Genomic DNA, 19,980 nt, shown 5'->3' with positions numbered 1-19,980 from the left:
TAGCTGATATAGAACGCCATGCGGTTTTTCTTTCGCAGAATACTCGCCACAATCGAGCCTGGAAAGATCAGGTGGGCCATGGACGAACAATTCGACGAGCTATCGACGCCGGACGCGCGTGCGGCGCCACGCTGCCTCGCGCCGTTGTCGACGGCGACGCCGGCCATGCAGGCACCGGCGGGATCCTGGGACTGTCACGCGCATGTGCTGGGGCCCTTCGATCGTTACCCCCTGGTGCGGGACCGGGCGTACACGCCCGAGGAGCATACGCCCGGCGCCTATGCGGACCTGCTGCGCGTGCTGGGCCTGGCGCATGGCGTCCTGGTGCAGCCGAGCGCGTGCGGCACGGACAACAGCCTGCTCGTCGATGCCTTGCGATCGCGGGGGCCGGCATGGCGGGGCGTCGCGGTGCTGGATGCGGACGTCGACGATGGAAGCATCGCGGCCTTGCACGACGCGGGGGTGCGCGGCTTTCGCATCAACCTTCTGTTTCCTGGCGGGCCCGGCCTGGAGACCCTGGAACGCACGGCGTCGCGGGTGGCCGGATTCGGCTGGCATGCGCAGCTGCTGGCGGACCTGCGCACGCTGCCCGATATCGCGTCGCGGCTGGATCGCCTGCCCGTCCCCGTCGTGCTGGATCACATGGGCCACTTCCCGGCGGAGCTGGGCACGGACTGGCCCGGTTTCCGGATGCTGCTGCGGCGGCTGGAAGCGGACCGGACGTATGTGAAGCTGTCCGGCCCCTACCGGCTGTCGCCACGCGAGGATCACATCGACGACGTCGCGCCGATCGCCGGCGCGCTGATACGTGCCGCGCCGGACAGGCTGGTGTGGGGCAGCGACTGGCCGCACGTGGGCCTGTTTCGCTACATGCCCGACACGGCGGCGTTGCTGGACGGCTTGTCCGCATGGTGTCCCGACGAGGCCACGGTGCGCCGGATCCTGGTGGACAACCCCAGGCAACTCTATTTCTAAACTGACGGGAATCAACGATATGTCGCAGCGGTCGGTCAGGTTCTACAGCGATGGATTTCAACTCGCCGGCACGGTAAGCCTGCCGCCGGATTATCGAGAAGGCGAAAAACGTCCGGCGGTGCTGATCTGCCATGGCCGTTTCGCGATCAAGGAGTGGGTGCCGTCCCGCTGGACGCCTCACTTCCTGGAGGCGGGCTATGTCTGCATGGTGTTCGACTATCGCAACCTGGGCGAAAGCCAGGGCACGCCCGGCCGCATCATTCCGCAGGAAGAGGTCAGGGACGTCAGGAACGCCTTGACCTTGCTGCAATGCCAGCCTGAAGTCGATCCCGCGCGTATCGGGCTGCTGGGCTGGGGCTTGGGCGGAGGCGTGGCGGTAACGGCCGCGGCGGAAGACGACCGTGTCCAGGCCGTGGTGTGCGCGAGCGGCGTGGCCAACGGCCGGTGCTACGGACGCGTCGGGATGACGGACCAGGCGTGGTCGCGGCGGCAGGAGGAAATACGCATGGATCGCGTGCGCCGGGTCATGACGGGCGAGACCGGCCGGTTGCCGCGCGCGGAGATCCTCGGGCGCGACAACGAGACGCAGGCGTCGGACCATCAACATCAGGGTTGGCTGGACAGCCTGGTGGCGGCGGTGGGCGCGGAACGCGCCGCCGACCCCGCCAAACTGGGGATACCCAGCGAGATCACCATCGAATCGATGGACGCGCTCTACGACTTCGCGCCCGATGCGCAGGTCCACCGCATCGCGCCGCGGCCGCTGCTGGTGATCCATTCCCGGCTCGACCACGAGTTTCCGTTCGCGCACGCGCAGCAGCTCTACGACCAGGCGCAGGCGCCCAAGACGCTGATCGCGGTCGAGGATGCCGGCCACCTGGACTGGATCGATCCGGCCCATCCCACGCAACAGGTGTACGTGCCGCGGGTGGTGGCCTGGATGCGGGAGCAACTGCCGACGGGGCCGTCCGCGAACCGCGCGCCGTGAGCCGTATGTAGATCCGCCGCCCTCGCGCGGTACGACAAGGGGAAAACATGAAATACGCTCGACGCTTTGCCTGGACCGCCGCGCTGGCGGCCCTGGCCATGCCATTCGCCAGTCCGGCGGCAGCCGATTATCCGGACCGCCCGATCACGCTCGTCGTTCCCTTCGAGGTGGGCGGCCCGACGGATATCCTGGGCCGCATCATCGCCGACACCCTGGGCAAGAAACTCGGCCAGACCGTCATCGTCGAAAACAAGGGCGGGGCAGGGGGCGCGATCGGTTCGCAATTGATCGCCAACAGCAAGCCCGATGGCTACACCATCGGCCTGGCGACCATCTCCACCCATGTGGTGAATCCCTCATGCAACAAGCGGTTGCCCTACGACCCGATCAAGAGCTTCACGCCGGTTGCGCTCGTAGGCAACATGCCCAACATCCTGGTGGTCAGGCAAGGTTTTCCGGCCGACAACTTCCAGGACTTTCGCAAGGTGCTGGCGAACGGTTCGGACAAGTACAACCTGGGCACCGCCGGCCCGTGTTCCTTCGGCCACGTCATGCTGGAGCATCTGAACGATCAGCTTCGCACGAATATCGTCCACGTGCCTTACCGCGGTTCGGGGCCTGCCTCCACCGATCTGCTGGCCGGCTCGCTGGACATGATGATGGACATCTATCCGCTGTTTGCCGCGCATTTTGCCTCGGGCAAGCTGAAGCCCCTGGCGGTGGCCTGGTCCAGCCGCCTGCCGGCCTTGCCCGATACCCCGACGTTCGCGGAACTGGGCCTGCCCGACATGGGCACGACGTCCTGGTACGGCGTGGTGGCGCCGGCTGGTCTACCCGCGGATCGATTGCAGGTGCTGTCGGCGCGGATAGAGGAAAGCCTCAAGGACCCCAAGCTGCTGCAGCGCTTTGCCGAAGCGTACATCTTCCCAGCGCCACCGCAATCGCCAGAACAATTCAAGACCTTCCTGGCCGATCAACTGAAGAAGGAATCGGCTTTCATCGACGCTCGCCAGATGGGGCAGAACGGGAAGTGACCGAGGCAGCGCGCTGGCGCTTGGGCGTCGAGCCGGAGGCGCGCTTGCCGGCCTGATCGTGCGAGCCGAACAGCGATCCGGCGCGCAGCATGGACACGAATTCTGCGACCGCGGGCGGCAGGCTCTTGCGCTGGCGGATGAACAGGCACATGCGCGCCGATTCCAGGACGGGGTTGCGGGTGCGGATCGCCACCAGCTTGCCGGCGCGGATTTCTTCCTGCACCGCCGTGGCCGACAACAATACGGCCCCATGGCCGGCGACCGCATAGCGCTTGAGCGCCGCGATGGAATTGGTCGAGAACATGGGCGATGCCGTGACGTGCTCGACTTCCGCGGCGGCGTCGATCAGTTGCCGCTGGCCGAAGACCACCGTCATCATGCCGACGGCGTGGGCCAGGGCGTCGCGCAGCATCAGCGGCGCGCGCATGGCGGCCAGCGGATGGTCCGGGCTCACGACGATGCAGATGGGCAATGGGCAGGACGCCACGATCTCGATCGCGGGATCGTTGGGTGGGGCGAGGGCCACGCCCATGTGCGCGCGGTCTTCCGCCACCATGCGCACGGTATCCACCGCGCCCGCCAGCGTCAGCGTGATTTCGATGCTGGGGTACTTGCGGCAGAAGGGATCGATGACCGCGTCCATGACGTGTTCCATGGCGCCTTCGCCAAGCGCGATCCTGACGTGGCCGCGCTGCAGCCCATTGAGCTGGGCCAGCTGCGCCAGCAGCGTCTCTTCGCCCGACCAGCGTTCCCGGCAATGCGCCAGCAGCAGCTCGGCGGCCTCCGTGGGCGCCACGCCGCGGCCGCGGCGTTCGAGCAGCTGCGTTCCCAACTCTTCTTCCAGCAGTTGCACCTGGCGGCTGACCACGGACGGTTCGACGTCCAGGCTGTCGGCCGCGCCGCGTACCGAGCCCACGGTCACGACCGCATGGAAGTAGCGCAGGCGGCGCTCGCTCAAGCCAGTGGCACGCAACATGGCATCTCCAGATCGATGTTGCCTAAAAAGCAACGAAATTATATCAACGTGATCATTGTTCGCTGTATTCGCGTCCGCAATACTACACACGTCTTCAAGCACCTGAACGCTCTCAAGGGGAAGCAGATGTACCTGCGCATCAAACGCGGCCTGGGTGTACTCCTGGCCACCTGCAGCCTGACGCTGGCTCATGCCGCCTGGGCGGAATTTCCGGAAAAGCCATTGCGGCTCATCGTCGGCTACGTGCCGGGCGGGTCGGCCGATTCGATCGCGCGCCTGTTCGCGCAGGAGCTCGGCGCCAGGCTGAAACAGCCGGTCATCGTGGAAAACAAGCCGGGCGCCAGCGGCAATATCGCGGCCACCTACGTGTCGCGCGCGGCGCCGGACGGCTATGTGATGTTCCTGGGTTCGAACGCCACGGCCACCAACATGACGCTGTACAAGAACCTGACCTATGACCTGGAGCGCGACCTTGCGCCGGTGGCCCTGCTGTCGCGCTTTCCGAACGTCGTTGCGGTGAGTCCCAAGCTGCCGGTGAACAACATCGGCGAATTCATCGCCTACGCCAAGGCGCATCCCGGCGCGATCAATTTCGCTTCGTCGGGTTCCGGTTCGTCGACCCATCTGGCGGGAGAACTGTTCGCGTCGATGACCGGCATCAAGATGACCCACGTCCCGTACAAGGGCAGCGCGCCCGCGCTCACGGACATGATGGCCGGCCAGGTCGACGTGATGTTCGACAACGCGCCGTCCATCTATCCGTATGTGAAGAGCGGCAAGGTGCGCGGCCTGGCGGTCTCCAGCGTGCAGCGCCAGGCATTCGCGCCGGACCTGCCCACCGTGGCCGATACGGTGCCGGGTTATGAGGTGACATCGTGGTACGGCTTGTTCGTTCCCGCGCATACTCCGGATGCCGTGGTCGAGAAACTCAACGGCACCCTCAACGACATCCTGCGCGAGCCCACCGTGCGCGAGAAGCTGGCCTTCATGTATGCGGAGCCGGCAGGAGGCTCCGTGGCGCAGTTCAAGACCTTCGTCGGCCAGGAAATCCAGCGCTGGGGCGCCCTGGTCAAGCAGTCGGGCGCGCACGTGGATTGATGGCCACCCTGACATGCGCGCACTGATACCTCCGCACGCGGCTTACTTCGCCGGCCTGAGCGTGGCGGAACTGGCCGCACGCCTGCGCCGCCGCGAGACGTCCAGCGTCGAGCTGGTCGGCGAAGTACTGGAGGCCATCCGCGGCGCTCGCTTCGACCTGAACGCCTGGACCTGCGTGGATGGCGATCATGCGCTGCGGCAGGCCCGCGCGGCGGACGAGCGCCTGGCTGCCGGCGACGACGCGGGCCCGCTTCACGGCATACCCGTGGCGGTGAAAGACAATATCGACACGCTGGGTCTCGCGACGACCTACGGATCCGCGCACTATGCGGGCTGGATGCCTGCCGCCGATGCCGCGTGCATACGCAATCTGCGCGATGCGGGCGCCATTGTCGTGGGCAAGACACTCACGCATGAGTTCGCGTACGGATCGACGGGCGACCGTTCCCTTCAAGGCGCGGCGCGCAATCCATGGGATATCGGGCGCATGACGGGAGGTTCCAGCGCTGGCAGCGCCGCCGCGGTGGCCGCCGGCATGGTGCCGCTCGCGGTGGGCACCGACACCGGTGGGTCCATCCGCATTCCGGCCGCCCTGTGCGGGGTGGTGGGCCTGAAGCCCAGTCATGGCGCGGTCGCGACCCAGGGCGTGTTTCCGGTGTCGACGACGCTCGACCACGTCGGCGCGATCGCGGGTTCGGTGGAAGATGCCGCGCTGCTGTTGCGCGCGTTGCGCGGCGACAAGTCGGTAGCCTACCGGACAGGGTCGCCGCCCGACGCATCGTCGCGCCGGCGGCCGCGCGCCGCATGGCTGGGCGACGGCGGCTTCGGGCCGGTGGACCCTGCCGTGATGCGCCAGGCCGCGGACGCGGCGACGCGCTGGTTCGGCGGCGTGGCGGGGCTGTCGTCCGATACGGGTCGCGGCGGCCTCGTGGACGCCGCCGCCGTCGTCGCCGGCCACGCCGCCGCGCTGCATCGCTGCATGCTCGTCATTCAGCAGGCCGAGGCCTACGAAACGCACGCGGAACGTCTTGCCCGGGAGCCCGGGAAGTTCGACCCCGAAGTGCGCCAGCGCCTGGAAGCGGCCGGCGGCGTGTCGGGCTGGGAGTATGTGCGCGCGCAACGGGAGGCCGTCGGCCTCAGGGCGGCGATGGACGAGCTGTTCCTGCACTACGACGTCCTGCTCATGCCCGCCGTTCCCGTTCCAGCGCCCGCGCTGGACGAGCGCGGCACCCGCGTCGGCAATATCGAGGTCCCGACCCGCGAACTTCTGCTCAGCCTGACCAAGGCCTGGAACCTGGTGGGTGGCCCGGTCATCAGCATGCCGGCCGGCCTGGTCGGCGGCCTGCCCGTCGGCCTGCAGATCATCGGACGTCGGGGCCATGACGACATGCTGCTGGACGACATGATCGCCACCATGGCCGCGTGATCCCCGCACGCGGCCGCACTATCGCCAACTGGGAGTTCTCTTGAAAGCATCACTGTTGCGCCAGCGCCTGAAAGGCTTGCTGGCTGGTCCTTCCATCGTCGCGGCGCCGGGCGCCTTCGACGCCTTGTCCGCCAGGCAGGTGCAGCAGGCCGGTTTTCCGGCCGTCTACCTGGGCAGCTATGCCGTCTGCGCCACGCTGGGCCTGCCGGATGTGGGCCTGCTGGACCTGACCACCCTGGCCGCGCGGCTGCGGTCGGTGTGCGCGGCGGTCGACGTGCCCGTGATCGCCGACGCGGAAAACGGCTTCTTCGATGCCGCCGGCATACGCCACGCCATCCAGGTGCTGGAAGGTACCGGGGTCAGCGCGATACACATCGAGGACCACGTCAGCGGCAAGCATACCGACAGGCCGCGGCGGATACTTTCCACGCCCGAGATGGTGGCGAAGATCGAAGCGGCGCTCGATGCGCGTACCGACCCGGATTTCCAGATCATCGCGCGCACCGATGCCATGTGGGCGAACGGCGATCTGGACGATGCCGTGGCGCGCATGCGGGATTACGGCGAAGCAGGCGCCGATGCGGTGATGCCGAGCCATATGGGGGCCGCCACATTGAAGGGGGTGCGCGAGCGGTTGGCGGGCAAGGTGGTGTTGGTGCATCGGCCGCCCGCCTCGGTCATGGACGAAGAGGAGGCCGGCGCCAACCTGGTGGTCTACCACGACCTGTGCCTGCATGCGGCATACACGTCGGTCGGGCAGGCACTGGAAGCGTTCGCCGATCGAAAGCATCTTCCCGCGGCGTCGCAGCCGGGGTCGAACCCTGGGTCGCACCCGATGTCCGCGCCGCTGGACGGCCTCCTGGGCTACGACGCCCACAACGCGCGTGCCGCCCGCTACGGGCTGCCGCGAAGCTGACGCGAACAACGGAGCAATCGAATGAACAGACAGACGTATCGTGTGGCAGTGATTCCCGGCGACGGCATCGGCATGGAAGTCATGCCGCAGGCGCTGCGCGTGCTTGAAGCCGCGAACGGCCGCCACGGCATCGACATCCGCTACGAGCACATCGAATGGGCCAGCTGCGATTACTACCTGCGGCATGGCCAGATGATGCCGGACGACTGGCGCGACCAGTTGCAGGGATGCGACGCCATCCTGTTCGGCGCCGTGGGCTGGCCCCAAAAGGTGCCGGATCATATTTCGCTATGGGGCTCGCTGCTGAAGTTCCGGCGCGACTTCGACCAGTACATCAATCTGCGGCCGGTGCGGCTGTTCGATGGGGTGCCTTCCCCGCTGGCCGGCCGCAAGGCGGGCGATGTGGACATGCAGATCGTGCGCGAAAACACCGAAGGCGAGTATTCGTCCGTCGGCGGCGTGATGTTCGAAGGCACCGACCGGGAGTTCGTGACGCAGGAGGCGATCTTCACGCGCAAAGGCTCGGAGCGGGTATTGCGTTTCGCCTTCGAACTGGCGCGCCAGCGCGCGCGGCGTCGCGTGACGGTGGCCACCAAGAGCAACGGCGTCGCCATCAGCATGCCGTGGTGGGATGCGCGCGCGGCCGAGGTCGCCGGCGGCTATCCGGACATCGCGTGGGACAAGCAGCATATCGACATACTCTGCGCGCGCTTCGTGCTCGACCCGACCCGCTTCGACGTGGTGGTCGCGACCAATCTGTTCGGCGACATCCTGTCGGATCTCGGCCCCGCTTGCACCGGCACGATAGGGATCGCGCCATCGGCCAATCTCAACCCGGAACGGCGTTTTCCATCGCTCTTCGAGCCCGTGCACGGCTCGGCGCCCGACATCGCCGGACGCGGGGTGGCCAATCCGGTCGGCATGATCTGGTCGGCGGCACTGATGCTGGATTTCCTCGGACGGGGGCAGGGGCCATGCCGGGCGGCGCACGATGACATCGTTGCGGCGATCGAGCAGCAGTTGCGCGCGGGGCCGCGCACCGCCGACCTGGGCGGATCGGCGTCCACCGACGAAGTCGGCCGGTTCATCGCGCAACAACTGACGTAGCCATGGGCTGGCCCAGCGGCCGCGTGCGCATGCCGGGGGCAAGGCGGGTCCACGGCAGTTCCGCTGGATCCGCCAGCATCGGCCCTGGCGCCTTCGCCACCAGGATCGCCTCGGCGATGGGTTGGAAATCGGCGCGGAAGTGCACCGAGCTTTTGTTGACCAGTATGCGCATGGCCTCGGGCTGTATGCCGGCCATGCGATACAGGTTGCGGTCGATCATCTGCGCCTTCTGGCTGCTGACCGCGATGGATACGCCCTGGATGCGCAGCAGGGCTACCGGTCCCACATTGATGGACATGCCGTGCATCATGGGGCCGTCGTAGCGGCAGTCGCCCGCGGACAGGTTCATGACTTCGTATTCGCCGTGCAGCGGCGTGTCGCCCGGCGTGCCGGAGCGTCCGCCGAGCGCCAGCGTGATGCGGGCGCCGACTCCCGCGCGGTGCGCGGCAGCGGCGGCCTCGGGATCGCAGATCAAGCCTGCCGCCGCATCCCTCGCGTCATGCGCCAGGAGCGCGCGCACCATTCCCATGGTGTCGGACGTGCCGCCCGCGCCGGGATTGTCCTGGGTGTCGGCGATCACGACCGGCCGCCGCGCATCGCTCGATAGTTCCAGCGCGCGCCGTACCGCGTCATCGGGTGTCAGCAGGGGCACCGCCCATTCGGCTTCCTGGGCCAGCATGCGGTCGCGCAGCGCCGTGACGGCGGCGCTGACGGCTTCGGCGTCGTCGCCGTAGCCCCAGACTACCGGGCCGCAGCCGGGAAAGTCCGCGGCGGGAAATCCTGGCGTGAAGGACAGCGAATGGACGGCGCCGGATTCCAGCTCGGCCAGGTATTCGTACATGCCCCGCGCGGGCTGCACCAGGGTGCACATGCCGTTGATCGGAATCAGGAAGGGAATGCGATGGTCGGCGCGGTGCAGCGGCCCCCGCAGGGCCCGTTGCAGCAGGGCCTCGGCGCGGGCGCCCGTGGCCGCCATATCGACGTGGGGATAGGTGCGGTAAGCCACCAGGCCGGTGGCGCTGGCCAGCATCAAGGGCGTGACGTTGGCGTGCAGGTCCAGCGAGGCCACGATGGGCACGTCGGCGCCCACGATATCGCGCAGACGTGCCAGCAGGACGCCTTCGCCGTCGTCCGCGTGCTCCGCCACCATGGCGCCATGCAGGTCCAGGTAGACGCCATCGGGCTTCAGGCGCGCGGCGGCCTCCAGGATCTCGCCGGCGATGCGTTCGTAGGCGTCTTCCGTGACGTGGGCCGAAGGACTGGCCGCCGCCCAGATCACCGGCAGCATCCGCAGGCCGCTGTCCTGGGCGGCCTGGATGAAGCCGCCTATCGGGATGTTGATTTCGCGCAGGTCGTATATCGCCTCGCCGCGCGTCAGGGGAGGGTGGCCTTCGCCGTTGACGAAGCTGGAAAACCCGGCCTTGGCCGGCGCGAATGTATTGGTTTCGTGCTGAAAGCCGGCGATCAGGATGCGCGCTGACACGTTGGACTCCGATGTACTGGGCGAGGCCGCCATGTTCGGGGGCCGGCATGACGCGGTCAATGATCGGGACGTGTCGGTATTGTTGATCTGAGGGCAACGGGCTGATTTTCTCGATCAGGTGGACTGGCCGAGGTTCGTTGCGGATTATCGGATCGGCGTCGAGCCGGATCCGGGGCCTGTCGAGGATGAATCCGGGCACGCATGAATTTTTGAATAATTTTCAGTTAACGACTGTTACGGAAAACGTAATAAGAATTAAGTAAAGTGCGACGGCTTTTGACTCAGACCAATCCTACTCAGGAGTATCCATGTCTTTTCGCGGATTGATCGCTGTACTGCTGCTGTCCACCCTTGCTGCCTGCGCCAATATGAATGGCGGCAATGGTGAGGACAAAATGAGCATGAACTATCTCAAGCAGCATCTGGTCGTCAACAAGACCACCAAGGCCGACGTCCTGCAGATGTTCGGCGAGCCCAGGTACAAGGACGAGCAGCCGGATGGCGCCGATTACTGGTCGTATAGCGAAGACCAGATCAACGGCAAGGATTATCTCGGCGAGGCCTCGAAGTATCTGTCCGGCATGGCCGGTTCGTTCGGCAGCGCGGCGGCGCAATCCCAGCAGCGGAAAACCGATCGGGATCTGAACATTTTCTTCAATGCCAAGGGCACGGTCCGAAACTTCAATGCGTCTGGCCGCACAGGCGCCGGCTCGTGACGCAAGCCCCGCGGCGCTTCTGGTAATCCCGGATATCGGATTTCCCGTCGCCGCCGCGACGGAATTATTCGTTTTTGCGGCCATTACTGGCTTCCTATACTTCCCCTCGAACCGCAACCAAGGGGAAACGCATTCATGGAAATGCAAGTTGAACGCACTCGGGATCTTGCCGAAGGCGAGGAAGTCACCATACTTGACACATCGGCGCCAGGCCGTCCATTGGTACGCGATACGCCGCTGAGCGGACCGATCGTCTGGGATCGCGACACGCTGGCGGCGGACGACGGCATCATCCATATCGACGACGAAGCCCTTGCCGAAATCGACGCCTTCGTCGAATCGCTGCGCCGCAATCCGCTGCCCACCCTGCTGCTGACGCCATCGGATTTCGCCATGCCGCGCTGCGTGGCCATGATGCGGCGTGCCCGCGATATCCTGCAGGACGGCGTGGGTTTCGTCATCCTGGACAAGGTGCCGGTGCAACGTTATTCGCTGGAAGAAAACCGCGCGATCTACTGGATGCTGGGCCAGATGGTGGCACGGCCGGTGGCGCAGAGTTTCGACGGCAAGATGATCTACGACGTCAAGGACCAGGGCCGGGCCTACAGCACGTCGGTGCGTGGCGACACGACCAGCAAGGACCAGAACTTCCACACGGACAACAACTACAACCTGTGCCCGCCGCATTATGTGGCCCTATTCTGCCTGCATCCGGCGATGGCGGGCGGCATCAACAGCATCGTCAGCTTCTATTCGGTCTATAACGAGATGCTGAAACGGCATCCCATCGAGCTGGTCGAGCGCCTGTACCAGCCTTTCCTGGCGAACCGGCAGCGCGAACATTATCCCGGCGATCCGATGGTGCTCAGCCGGCCGCTGTTCACCTACGACGGCGACTGGCTGAATTGCAAGCTGTCGCGGCATCAGACGCTCAGCGGCTATCACCTGGCGGGGCAGGAGCTGGATCCGCTGGGCTTGCAGGCCCTGGACGCGCTGGAATCCATCATGCGCGAGGAACGCTGGAATCGCGAGTTCTTCTTCGAACGTGGCCAGATCCAGATCGTGGACAATCGCCGTTGCGGCCATCGGCGCACGGGCTTCGTCGATTATCCGGAGCCCGAGCGCAAACGGCATCTGCTGCGGCTGTGGCTGCGCGACGAGGGACGGCGCTCGTATCACGGATAAGACGCGGACGACACGCGACCGAACACGCGGCCGATCGCACGGTCGGCCACGACAAGCTGCATACGCCCGCCAGCGGCGAAGGCGAGGGGACATGGACACCGGCCTTCCGGACAACGATACAAGGGGTACTCCATGGATATTTCATGCGCGATGCGCGGCGTCGGCGCGCGCCTGCTTGCGGCGTTCTCATTGATCCTTCCCTTGGGATGGGCGGGACTGGCGCATGCCGGCGCCTATCCCGAGCGACCGATCAAGATCATCGTGCCGTTCACGCCGGGCGGTACGTCGGACGTGCTGGCGCGCACGCTGGCGGAACAGATGACGCTGGACCTGGGTCAGCCGGTCGTCGTGGAAAATCGTCCCGGCGCCGGCAGCGCGCTGGGTACGGGCGTGGCCGCGCGCAGCGCGCCGGACGGCTATACGCTGTTGATGGGATCGAGTTCGGCGCTGGCCGTCAATCCGGCCTTGCAGGATGACCTGCCCTACGACGCCGTGCGCAGCTTCATGCCGATCTCGCTGGTGGCGGGGATCCAGAACATCCTCCTCGTCAACCCGTCCTTGCCGGTCAAGAACGTGCAGGAGCTGATTGCCTACGGCAAGACGCGCAAGCTTTTCTACGGCAGCGCGGGCACGGGATCGTCGCCGCATATGTCGGCCGAGCTGTTCGAGTCCATGGCCGGCATCGAGATGACGCACGTGCCGTTCAAGGGCGGCCCGCAGGCCGTCAGCGAGGTTGTGGCGGGGCGGGTCGACCTGATCTTCGACAACATGCCCACGGCCGCGGCCATGGTGAAGTCCGGCCAGCTGCGCGGGCTGGCCGTGACGGCCGCGCATGGATCGCCCATGGTCCCGGAGATTCCCACCGTTGCCTCGCAAGGCCTGCCAGGCTATGACGTGACGGTCTGGTATGGACTGGTCGCGCCGGCGGGCACGCCGCCGGCCATCGTGGAGATGCTCAGCAAGGAGACGGCGAAGATCCTGGCGCGCGACGACGTGCGCCAGAAGCTGGTCGCCATCGGCACCGAGCCGCAAAGCATGACGCCGGCGGCGTTCGGCGAATTCATGGCGGGCGAGCGCGCCAAGTGGGCGCAAGTGATCCAGAAGGCGGGGATTCGCACCGCCGCCCGCTGACGCCGGCCAAGGGCCGCTGCGCGCACCGATGCCGGCTGATGCCCGCCAGGGCCGCCGGCATCCGGGGGCACCGGCGGATGACCGCTCACGCCAGCGGCGTCGTCTCGCGCGGAAAGTCGCTCAGCTCCGCCGCGAGCAGCGCGACCGCCGTCACCAGCGGGCTGGTGTTGCCCCGCTGGTGCACGGCGACGAATTCGAGGCGGGGAAAGGCCGGTGCGGTATCCAGCACCGTCAGCAGCCCGGCCAGCACTTCATTGCGGTGCGAGGCCCGATGCAGCAGCCCCACGCCCAGCCCGGCCGCGATGAGCTTGGCGGCCACCCCCATGTCGCTGCAGGAAATCAATGGACTGTATTCCACCCCCGCCGCGCCGAACCATTGCGCGATCGCAGGGTAGTGGGGCGAGGCCTGCGACAGCCCGACGATGGGATATTGCGCCAGGTCCGCCGGCGTCAGCGTCGGTTCCGCCGGCAGCTCCAGTTCCGGCGACGCCATCCACACGAATTCGTCATGCCCCAGCGAAACGGCTTCCAGCGTGGGGTCGGTGATGGGCGCACCGGCGAACGCGATATCCAGTTCGCCCGAGCGCACCATCTGCAGCAAGGGCGCGGTCAGCCCCAGGCGGATTTCGAAGCGGACGCGGGGGTAGCGCGCCCGGATCGCCGCGATCAGCCGTGGCAGCCACGTGTGGGCGATGCGGCCGGCCACGCCCATGCGCAGCAGGCCGGTGATGGCTTCCGGCTCGCCCAGGTGAAAGCTGATGCGTTCGGACAGCGCGATGATCTGCCTGGCCCAGGGCAGGATTTCCTCCCCCTTGGCGGTGAGCTGCAGGCCGTGATGGGAGCGCTCGAAGAGTTCGACGCCCCAGGTGGTTTCCAGTTCGCGTATGCGCGTGGAGATCGTGGATTGCGTCGCGTGCAGGGCCTTGGCCGCGGCGGCGAAGCTGCCGAGTTGCGCCACGCGTGCGAATGAAACGAGCTGCCGGATGTTCATCGCCGCAGTGTGGCCCGTCGGCACCGTGCCCACAATCGGTGGAAGCACGGTGTCCTGACCGTCACGCGCCGGATGAGGTCGGGAGGTCGGCGGAGGCCGAGCCGCTCAGCGGGTCGTCGTCAGGTCGCCGCGGCCGCGCTGCGATTCCAGGTTGTGGACGTGCACGTGGTGGCCGGCCGCGACCGCCTCGGACAGGCGGCCCACGACAACGCCGTACTTGACGATTTCCTGCCCCGCGTCCAAGGCCCGCAGCGCGATCTTGTGGCCGTAGGGCACCGGTTCGGCGACGTCGACCATGCCTTGCACGCAGCCGGCCAGTTGAACCGACGCCGCCGCCAGCACGTCCGCGCCCACCACGGTGCCGACGTTGTCGTCACGATGGACGACCCAGATTTTCGCGTCCGCGCTCATACGGATTCTCCTATGCGGCTGATGGCGGTTTCCGTTTCGCCCAGGACTTCGCAGCAGGTCGGCTGGCCGTTGATGATGGCGGCCATCGCGTCCCAGACCTGCGTTCCCGCTTCTTCCAGCGAACGCCCGTGCAGCAGCACGGCGCTGAGGTCCACGTCGATGTGGTCGGCGAAAGTGCGGCAGGTGCGGTCGTTGCCGCAGATCTTGACCGTGGGGGATACCGGGTTGCCGATGGAATTGCCCACGCCGGTGGCGAACAGGATCAGGTGGCAGCCGCCCGCCGCCAGGGCGGTGATGTTCTCGGTCGCGGGCGCCGGCGCGTCCATCAGGTACAGGCCGGGGGCGGACGCGGCCTGGCCGTAGCCGAGCACGCCGGCGATGGTACGGCTGCCGGTCTTGCAGATCGAGCCCAGCGATTTTTCCTCGATGGTGGTCAGCCCCCCGCGGATGTTGTCCGGCGCCGGGTTCGTCTTGTTCAGGTCCACGCCGGCGCGGCGCGCGATGTCCTCGTATTTGCGGATGGTGACGTCGATGCGTTCGCGCACGCCGGCGTCGGCGGCGCGCGCGCCCAGCGCCGCTTCGCCGCCCAGGCATTCGACCGGTTCCGAGAAAATCGCCGTCGCGCCCTCGTCGACTAAGCGGTCCGTGACCAGGCCGATGGCCGGATTGGCCACCAGCCCGGAGGTGGTATCCGACCCGCCGCATTCCAGCCCGATGACGAAGTCGGCGATGCGTGCCGGCTCGCGGCGCTGGGCTTGGGCCTGCACGCGCCACTGCTCCAGCAAGGCCAGGCCGCGCTTGAACAGCGCGGGCGTGCCGCCTTCTTCCTGGATGCCCATGACCTCGCAGGGCGTGCCGGCGGCGCGGATGCCTTCGTAGACGCGGGTTCCGGCGACCCGTTCCAGGCTGACCACCAGGGTCGCGTACACATTTGGGTGGCTGCCCAATCCGACCATGGTGCGTATGGAAAGGGCGAGATCCTCGCCCAATTGCCCGCGGCCGTAGAGCGGGGTGATGGCCACGCAGTCGGGCAGGGCCGCGGCCAGCCGGCGCGCGACGGGATTGGCGGCATCGGTGGCGGCGACCACGGCCAGCAGGTTGCGTATGCCGCGGCGCCCGTCGGGGCGCGTGTAGGCGGTCAGTTCAGTCATGGCGATCCTCGAATGGACAGATGTCCGGGCACGCGGCCGACGGGGCATGGCGTTCGGCCGCCCCGCGCAGTTCGTCGACCAGCTTGGCGGGCAGGGGTATGCCCGTGGCCGCGCGTTCCGCGGCGATCTGGCGGCGGCGGTCGCCGGGCAGCCGGATGGGTTGAGCGGGGTCGGCCAGCGGCGCGGCGCGCGTGCGTGCGCACAGCACATCGATGCGCGCGATGTATTCGTCGCGATCCATGAGCGCGTCGGGATGGATGGCCATGAAGCAATGCGGAACGCCCGCCGGCTGGCCGTCCTGCGCCGCCTGCGATCCCACCTCGGGCGCCATGGCGCCACCGGCCAGTACGCTGTTCAGCACTTCCAATGCGACGATCAGGGCATACCCCTTGGCGCCTCCCATGGGCAGCACCGAGCCTTTCAGCGCGGCGGCGGCCTCGGTCGTGGGCCGGCCTTCCGCGTCCAGCGCCCAGTCGGACGGTATGGGCTGGCCCAGCAGGTCGGCCAGCAGGATGTTGCCGCGCGAGCTGACGCTGGTGGCCAGGTCCACCACCACGGGTTCGCCGCCGGTCGGCGCGGCGAACGCCAGGGGGCTGTTGGTGAAGAACGCCCGCTTGCCGCCCCAGGGCGCCACCGTGGGCTCGCCGCCGGACGAACACAAGCCCATCATGCCCTGCGCCGCTGCCTGTTCGCAGTACCACGCGGCGTAGGAAAAATGATTGCTGGCCCGCACCGCCACATAGCCGATGCCGTGGCGGCGTGCGCGCTCGATCGCTTCGTTCATGGCCATATGGCCGGCCACCGGACCCAGGGCGTTGTCGCCGTCGACCACGGCGGTGGCGGCGAACTCGCGCACCACGCGCGGCCGGGCCCGTGCGTTGATGGCCCCTTGCGCCAGCCGGCGCAGATAGGTGGGCAGGCGCGCCATGCCGTGCGTATCGACGCCATGCAGGTTGGCCGCCACCAGGCAATCGGCGACCAGCACCGCATCCGGCGCCGGGACGTGCAGGGCTTGCAGCGCGGCGACGCAGAAGCCGTGCAGGCGCGCGGCGGGATAGAGCGTGGCGCCCGCCATCAGAGTTCCTGCACGCCGGCGCTGTCGGCGATCGCATAGCCCTTCGCACCGGCTTCGGCGGGGCCGGACATGCGGCTGAAGAACAGGATGCCGTCGCAGGGCGCGTTCAGGCTCTCGGATTCCTCCAGCGTGTAGGGGTCCACCACCACGCCCAGCTTTTCGCCTTTCTTCACCCGGCGGCCCAGGTCCTCGACCCGGTTGGCCAGGGAAATGACGTAGCCGCCGCGCGTCGGATTGGCTTCCTTGCGTTCGCGGCGCGTGAACAGGTGCTGCTTGCCCTGCAGTTCGGGCTCGCCTTCGAGGATGCCCAGCGCCTTCATCTGGTTGCGCAGCCCGCGCACCACGCGCGCCTGGAATTCCTCGGTCATGGGGCCGCTCATGTAGGTGCCGCCGATTTCCACGCCGGCGGCGGGACGGCCGGTGCTGTTCAGGTAGCCGACCGCGGTGGACGGCGGCAGGAAATTGACGTGCACGACGCCGGTGCCGAAGACGCGGCACAACTGCAGGCTGGCTTCGCGCACCTCGCCGGTGGCATCCTCGTTCAGGTCGGCACGTTGATGGATGCGGCCGCCCTGGCCGCCGGAGTGCATGTCGCACAAGGCATCGACGTGGTCCAGCACCTGGTCCGTCAGGACGCGGGCGATCATTTCGGTGACCGACCCGCGCGCATTGCCCGGAAAGCAGCGATGCAGGTCGGTGTTCTCGCGCTGTTCGGCGCTCTCGCGGCGGAAATCGGAAAACGCCAGCGGATTGCAGACGGGCAGGATCACCAGGGCGCCGCGCATCGCGGCGGGATCCGTCTCGCGCCAGAGCTGCAGCGCCGACAGCAGCGGCATCGCTTCGTCGCCGTGCACGTTGCACAGCACGGCGAAGACCTTGCCGGGCCGGGCGCCATTGATTACGTGGACCGGGACGGCGAGGTCGCCGCGCAGGGTGCGGGTGACGTGCAGCAGGGTGGATGCGCGTTGGCCGGGCGCGACTTCCAGGCCGGCGATGCGTAGGACATTGTTGTCGGACATGGTTTTTGCTCTCTCCAGTTTCAATTGACCACGGCGCCGGAGTCGCGCACCGCCACGCCCATTTCCTGGATCAGTGACGCCATGCGCGTGGTGAACGCTGCGGGACTCATGTCGACCGGATCGGCGCCGACGCTCTCGTAGAAGCGGCGGGTGTCCGGTTCCTTCAATATGCCGCTGACCGCGGCGTTGATGCGATTGACGATGTCCGGCGGCATGCCGGCCGGCCCGAGGATGCCGGAGTACAGCACCATGTCGAAACCCGGCAGGGTCTTGGCGATGGGCGGCACGTCGGGCAGCGTGCTGTTGGGAGCGGTCGACGTCACGCCCAGCGGGCGCAGCTTGCCGGACTGTATCTGCGGCAGGGCGGGCGGCAGCGCCGAAAACGTCGCGGCGGCCTGGCCCCCGAGCGTCGCCATCACCGCGTCCGCGCTGCCCTTGTAGGGCACGTGGACCATGTCGATACCGGCCATGCGTTTCAGGGTCTCGCCGGCCAGGTGCAGGATGGTGCCGTTGCCGGACGACGCATAGTTCAGGTAGCCGGGCTTGGCCTTGGCCAGGGCGATGAGTTCCGCCAGCGTGGTCGCCGGGATGTCCGGCCGGACGACGAAGGCCAGCGGCGCCGCCGCCAGCAGGGAGATATCCGTGAAGTCCTTGTCGCTCTTGAACGGCAGGGTCTTGTACAGCGTGGCGTTGATGGCGTGCGTGGTGACGTCGGCGAAATAAAGCGTGTAGCCGTCAGGCTGCGCCTTGGCGACGATGCTGGCCGCGATGGTGGTGCCGGCGCCGGGCCGGTTTTCGACCACCACCGGGGTTTTCAGGGCATCGGTCAGCTTCTGCGCCCAGAAGCGTCCCATGACGTCGGACACGCCGCCCGGCGGGAAGGGGATCAACATCCGGATGGGACGGCTGGGCCAATCCTGGGCGGCCGCGGGCGTCGCGCCCAGCGCGGCGGCGACGGCGATGGCGGGTAGAAGGACCTTGACGAGGTCGGCGAGTCGGGCAGCCGGACGGATCGATGCGCCCAGCGGGGCGGACGAGCGAATGAAGGAGCCGAGTCGTGCGGACCGGCGGATGAACGGATACACGGTGCGGACGAACGTCCGCCCGCACGCGCCCAGGCGGGCCGCGGATAGCAGAACCATGACACTTCCCCTTGAAGTTGCGCCAGCGGCCCTTAGGGCTCATGTATTTGGCGGTTTCATTCTGCGGCGGGGCAGGTCATAGATCAAATGATTAATTTCGATGCGGGATATCGATGGAAGTTATATCCGGCCGTGGGGCGTCATTACACCGGTCACACTCGTGGCGCCCGTGTGCCGGGCGCCAGGCCCGTGCCGGCACCCAGCCGGTGCGGGGCGCCCGCCCACGCGCGGCGCGCCTAGCTCGCGCGCGGCGGCTTGCGCTTGCCCTGGTCGGCGTATTCAGCCGCCAGCATCTCGGCCAGCCGGGTCGCGGCGGCGGACCGGGTGCCGTGCCGGCGCCACAGGATCGCCGCGCGCCGCCGGGGCACCGGCTCGGTCAGCCGCACCGCCCGCACGCGCCGCGTGTCGCCCACGGCGCCTTGCGGCAGTACCGTGGCCAGGGCGGTATCGCGTATGGTCGCCAGGATGGGATCAATGGCATTCATCTCCAGCACGACATGCGGCGTCGCGCCGATGCTGGCGAAGTAATCGTCCAGGTACGAGCGCGCGCCGAATTCGGGCGTCAGCAGCACCAGCGAAAGTTCGGCCAGCCGCTTCATGGGGATGCTGCGCCGGCCGGCCCAGGGATGGCGGGCGCCCACCACCAGCACCAACGCCTCGTCGAACAGGGTCTGCGCCTCGATCTGCGCGTCGTCGGCCGGCTCCAGGTAGCCGATCGCGCAATCCAGCCGGCCGCCCAGCAGCTCCTTTTCCATGTCATGCCGCGAAAGCTGCCGCGCGACGATGCGCACGCCCGGATAGCGCGACGCGTAGTCGGCGAAGACCGCCGGCAGCCGCGTGTTGGAGAACGAATGGAAGACGGCGACCGACAGGCTGCCGCGTATCAGGCCTTCCAGCTCGTGCACCGCCATGACGCCGGCGGCGACATCCTGCAAGGCTTGCGCCGCATGGACGCGAAACACGTCGCCCGCCGGCGTCGGTTCGGTGCGGTTGCCGCGCCGCTCCAGCAGGCGGGTGCCGAGCTGTTCTTCCAGTTGCTGGATCTGGTGCGACAGGGTGGGCTGCGTCACGTGCAGGCGTTCGGCTGCGCGCGAGAAGCTTTTCGCTTCGCAGATCGCCAGGAAATAGCGGAGGTGTCGAAGTTCCATGCGGATCC

At 67.5% G+C, this 19,980-nt stretch carries 19 protein-coding genes; 10 read left to right on the top strand and 9 right to left on the bottom strand.

What is annotated here, in order from left to right; all coding sequences use genetic code 11:
• Window positions 1–78: 78 nt before the first annotated feature.
• Genes CAL12_RS14680 through CAL12_RS14670 form a run of 3 tightly spaced genes read left to right on the top strand, consistent with a single transcriptional unit; the run spans window position 79 to window position 2,997 of the window.
• Window positions 79–975 (top strand): amidohydrolase family protein, encoded by an 897-nt coding sequence (locus CAL12_RS14680; protein WP_086065155.1) that lies wholly within the window; start codon window positions 79–81, stop codon window positions 973–975.
• A 19-nt stretch (window positions 976–994) separates the two neighbouring features.
• The gene (locus tag CAL12_RS14675) at window positions 995–1,963 is read left to right on the top strand and encodes an alpha/beta hydrolase (protein WP_086065153.1); all 969 of its coding nucleotides are present in this window, start codon (window positions 995–997) and stop codon (window positions 1,961–1,963) included.
• 47 nt (window positions 1,964–2,010) lie between these two features.
• Complete coding sequence (locus CAL12_RS14670) at window positions 2,011–2,997, top strand: tripartite tricarboxylate transporter substrate binding protein BugE (protein ID WP_086065151.1); 987 nt, start codon at window positions 2,011–2,013, stop codon at window positions 2,995–2,997.
• Here CAL12_RS14670 and CAL12_RS28095 read toward each other — a convergent pair.
• Window positions 2,960–3,973, bottom strand: a complete 1,014-nt coding sequence (locus CAL12_RS28095; protein ID WP_198298246.1) for a LysR family transcriptional regulator — start codon at window positions 3,971–3,973, stop codon at window positions 2,960–2,962. The two genes, CAL12_RS14670 and CAL12_RS28095, sit on opposite strands and share 38 nt — an antisense overlap.
• Before the next feature lie 126 nt (window positions 3,974–4,099).
• Here CAL12_RS28095 and CAL12_RS14655 point away from each other — a divergent pair, with 126 nt between their 5' ends.
• Genes CAL12_RS14655 through CAL12_RS14640 form a run of 4 tightly spaced genes read left to right on the top strand, consistent with a single transcriptional unit; the run spans window position 4,100 to window position 8,520 of the window.
• Window positions 4,100–5,071: a tripartite tricarboxylate transporter substrate binding protein gene (locus CAL12_RS14655; RefSeq protein WP_086065149.1), complete on the top strand. Its 972-nt coding sequence runs from the start codon at window positions 4,100–4,102 to the stop codon at window positions 5,069–5,071.
• A gap of 13 nt (window positions 5,072–5,084) precedes the next feature.
• Complete coding sequence (locus CAL12_RS14650; protein ID WP_086065148.1) at window positions 5,085–6,497, top strand: amidase; 1,413 nt, start codon at window positions 5,085–5,087, stop codon at window positions 6,495–6,497.
• A gap of 40 nt (window positions 6,498–6,537) precedes the next feature.
• Window positions 6,538–7,413: an isocitrate lyase/PEP mutase family protein gene (locus CAL12_RS14645; protein ID WP_086065146.1), complete on the top strand. Its 876-nt coding sequence runs from the start codon at window positions 6,538–6,540 to the stop codon at window positions 7,411–7,413.
• A 21-nt stretch (window positions 7,414–7,434) separates the two neighbouring features.
• Window positions 7,435–8,520 carry a tartrate dehydrogenase gene (locus tag CAL12_RS14640; RefSeq protein ID WP_086065144.1) on the top strand — a complete coding sequence of 362 codons (1,086 nt, stop codon included), beginning with the start codon at window positions 7,435–7,437 and terminating at the stop codon, window positions 8,518–8,520.
• On the opposite strand, the gene CAL12_RS14635 is transcribed toward CAL12_RS14640, so the two are convergent.
• The gene (locus CAL12_RS14635) at window positions 8,498–10,003 is read right to left on the bottom strand and encodes a M81 family metallopeptidase (protein ID WP_086065142.1); all 1,506 of its coding nucleotides are present in this window, start codon (window positions 10,001–10,003) and stop codon (window positions 8,498–8,500) included. The genes CAL12_RS14640 and CAL12_RS14635 overlap by 23 nt on opposite strands.
• A gap of 308 nt (window positions 10,004–10,311) precedes the next feature.
• Between CAL12_RS14635 and CAL12_RS14630 the strand changes: the two genes are divergently transcribed.
• The 3 genes from CAL12_RS14630 to CAL12_RS14620 all read left to right on the top strand — a co-directional run bounded on the left by CAL12_RS14630 (window position 10,312) and on the right by CAL12_RS14620 (window position 13,035).
• The gene (locus CAL12_RS14630; RefSeq protein WP_086065140.1) at window positions 10,312–10,719 is read left to right on the top strand and encodes a hypothetical protein; all 408 of its coding nucleotides are present in this window, start codon (window positions 10,312–10,314) and stop codon (window positions 10,717–10,719) included.
• A 135-nt stretch (window positions 10,720–10,854) separates the two neighbouring features.
• Window positions 10,855–11,904, top strand: a complete 1,050-nt coding sequence (locus CAL12_RS14625) for a TauD/TfdA family dioxygenase (protein WP_086065139.1) — start codon at window positions 10,855–10,857, stop codon at window positions 11,902–11,904.
• A 132-nt stretch (window positions 11,905–12,036) separates the two neighbouring features.
• Window positions 12,037–13,035 carry a Bug family tripartite tricarboxylate transporter substrate binding protein gene (locus CAL12_RS14620; RefSeq protein ID WP_232464516.1) on the top strand — a complete coding sequence of 333 codons (999 nt, stop codon included), beginning with the start codon at window positions 12,037–12,039 and terminating at the stop codon, window positions 13,033–13,035.
• 85 nt (window positions 13,036–13,120) lie between these two features.
• On the opposite strand, the gene CAL12_RS14615 is transcribed toward CAL12_RS14620, so the two are convergent.
• The 7 genes from CAL12_RS14615 to cynR form a co-directional block, all read right to left on the bottom strand.
• Entirely contained in the window at window positions 13,121–14,074 is a 954-nt protein-coding gene (locus CAL12_RS14615; protein ID WP_157792998.1) for a LysR family transcriptional regulator, read from the bottom strand.
• 57 nt (window positions 14,075–14,131) lie between these two features.
• The gene (locus CAL12_RS28300; RefSeq protein ID WP_198298245.1) at window positions 14,132–14,437 is read right to left on the bottom strand and encodes a UxaA family hydrolase; all 306 of its coding nucleotides are present in this window, start codon (window positions 14,435–14,437) and stop codon (window positions 14,132–14,134) included.
• Complete coding sequence (locus tag CAL12_RS14605; RefSeq protein WP_157792997.1) at window positions 14,434–15,588, bottom strand: UxaA family hydrolase; 1,155 nt, start codon at window positions 15,586–15,588, stop codon at window positions 14,434–14,436. The genes CAL12_RS28300 and CAL12_RS14605 overlap by 4 nt, the downstream gene beginning before the upstream one ends.
• On the bottom strand, window positions 15,581–16,663 hold the full coding sequence (locus CAL12_RS14600) for an Ldh family oxidoreductase (RefSeq protein ID WP_086065131.1): 1,083 nt from the start codon (window positions 16,661–16,663) through the stop codon (window positions 15,581–15,583). The genes CAL12_RS14605 and CAL12_RS14600 overlap by 8 nt, the downstream gene beginning before the upstream one ends.
• On the bottom strand, window positions 16,663–17,682 hold the full coding sequence (locus CAL12_RS14595) for a succinylglutamate desuccinylase/aspartoacylase family protein (RefSeq protein WP_086065129.1): 1,020 nt from the start codon (window positions 17,680–17,682) through the stop codon (window positions 16,663–16,665). Before CAL12_RS14595 ends, CAL12_RS14600 begins: the two co-directional genes overlap by 1 nt.
• 20 nt (window positions 17,683–17,702) lie before the next feature.
• Entirely contained in the window at window positions 17,703–18,824 is a 1,122-nt protein-coding gene (locus CAL12_RS14590; protein ID WP_086065128.1) for a Bug family tripartite tricarboxylate transporter substrate binding protein, read from the bottom strand.
• A gap of 236 nt (window positions 18,825–19,060) precedes the next feature.
• On the bottom strand, window positions 19,061–19,972 hold the full coding sequence (cynR, locus tag CAL12_RS14585) for a transcriptional regulator CynR (protein ID WP_086065126.1): 912 nt from the start codon (window positions 19,970–19,972) through the stop codon (window positions 19,061–19,063).
• Between the last annotated feature and the right edge of the window lie 8 nt (window positions 19,973–19,980).

It is taken from the genome of Bordetella genomosp. 8, assembly GCF_002119685.1.
Lineage (GTDB): Bacteria > Pseudomonadota > Gammaproteobacteria > Burkholderiales > Burkholderiaceae_B > Bordetella_C.
Note: the sequence above shows the minus strand (reverse complement) of the source record. Positions and strands in the feature narration are given on the sequence as shown.

Excerpts from the sequence above, each read along its gene's own strand:
- CAL12_RS14680 (WP_086065155.1), top strand. The coding sequence starts at position 79 with ATGGACGAACAATTCGACGAGCTATCGACGCCGGACGCGCGTGCGGCG.
- CAL12_RS14675 (WP_086065153.1), top strand. The coding sequence starts at position 995 with ATGTCGCAGCGGTCGGTCAGGTTCTACAGCGATGGATTTCAACTCGCC.
- CAL12_RS14670 (WP_086065151.1), top strand. The coding sequence starts at position 2,011 with ATGAAATACGCTCGACGCTTTGCCTGGACCGCCGCGCTGGCGGCCCTG.
- CAL12_RS28095 (WP_198298246.1), bottom strand. The coding sequence starts at position 3,973 with ATGTTGCGTGCCACTGGCTTGAGCGAGCGCCGCCTGCGCTACTTCCAT.
- CAL12_RS14655 (WP_086065149.1), top strand. The coding sequence starts at position 4,100 with ATGTACCTGCGCATCAAACGCGGCCTGGGTGTACTCCTGGCCACCTGC.
- CAL12_RS14650 (WP_086065148.1), top strand. The coding sequence starts at position 5,085 with ATGCGCGCACTGATACCTCCGCACGCGGCTTACTTCGCCGGCCTGAGC.
- CAL12_RS14640 (WP_086065144.1), top strand. The coding sequence starts at position 7,435 with ATGAACAGACAGACGTATCGTGTGGCAGTGATTCCCGGCGACGGCATC.
- CAL12_RS14630 (WP_086065140.1), top strand. The coding sequence starts at position 10,312 with ATGTCTTTTCGCGGATTGATCGCTGTACTGCTGCTGTCCACCCTTGCT.
- CAL12_RS14625 (WP_086065139.1), top strand. The coding sequence starts at position 10,855 with ATGGAAATGCAAGTTGAACGCACTCGGGATCTTGCCGAAGGCGAGGAA.
- CAL12_RS14620 (WP_232464516.1), top strand. The coding sequence starts at position 12,037 with ATGGATATTTCATGCGCGATGCGCGGCGTCGGCGCGCGCCTGCTTGCG.
- CAL12_RS28300 (WP_198298245.1), bottom strand. The coding sequence starts at position 14,437 with ATGAGCGCGGACGCGAAAATCTGGGTCGTCCATCGTGACGACAACGTC.
- CAL12_RS14605 (WP_157792997.1), bottom strand. The coding sequence starts at position 15,588 with ATGACTGAACTGACCGCCTACACGCGCCCCGACGGGCGCCGCGGCATA.
- CAL12_RS14600 (WP_086065131.1), bottom strand. The coding sequence starts at position 16,663 with ATGGCGGGCGCCACGCTCTATCCCGCCGCGCGCCTGCACGGCTTCTGC.
- CAL12_RS14595 (WP_086065129.1), bottom strand. The coding sequence starts at position 17,682 with ATGTCCGACAACAATGTCCTACGCATCGCCGGCCTGGAAGTCGCGCCC.
- CAL12_RS14590 (WP_086065128.1), bottom strand. The coding sequence starts at position 18,824 with ATGGTTCTGCTATCCGCGGCCCGCCTGGGCGCGTGCGGGCGGACGTTC.
- cynR (WP_086065126.1), bottom strand. The coding sequence starts at position 19,972 with ATGGAACTTCGACACCTCCGCTATTTCCTGGCGATCTGCGAAGCGAAA.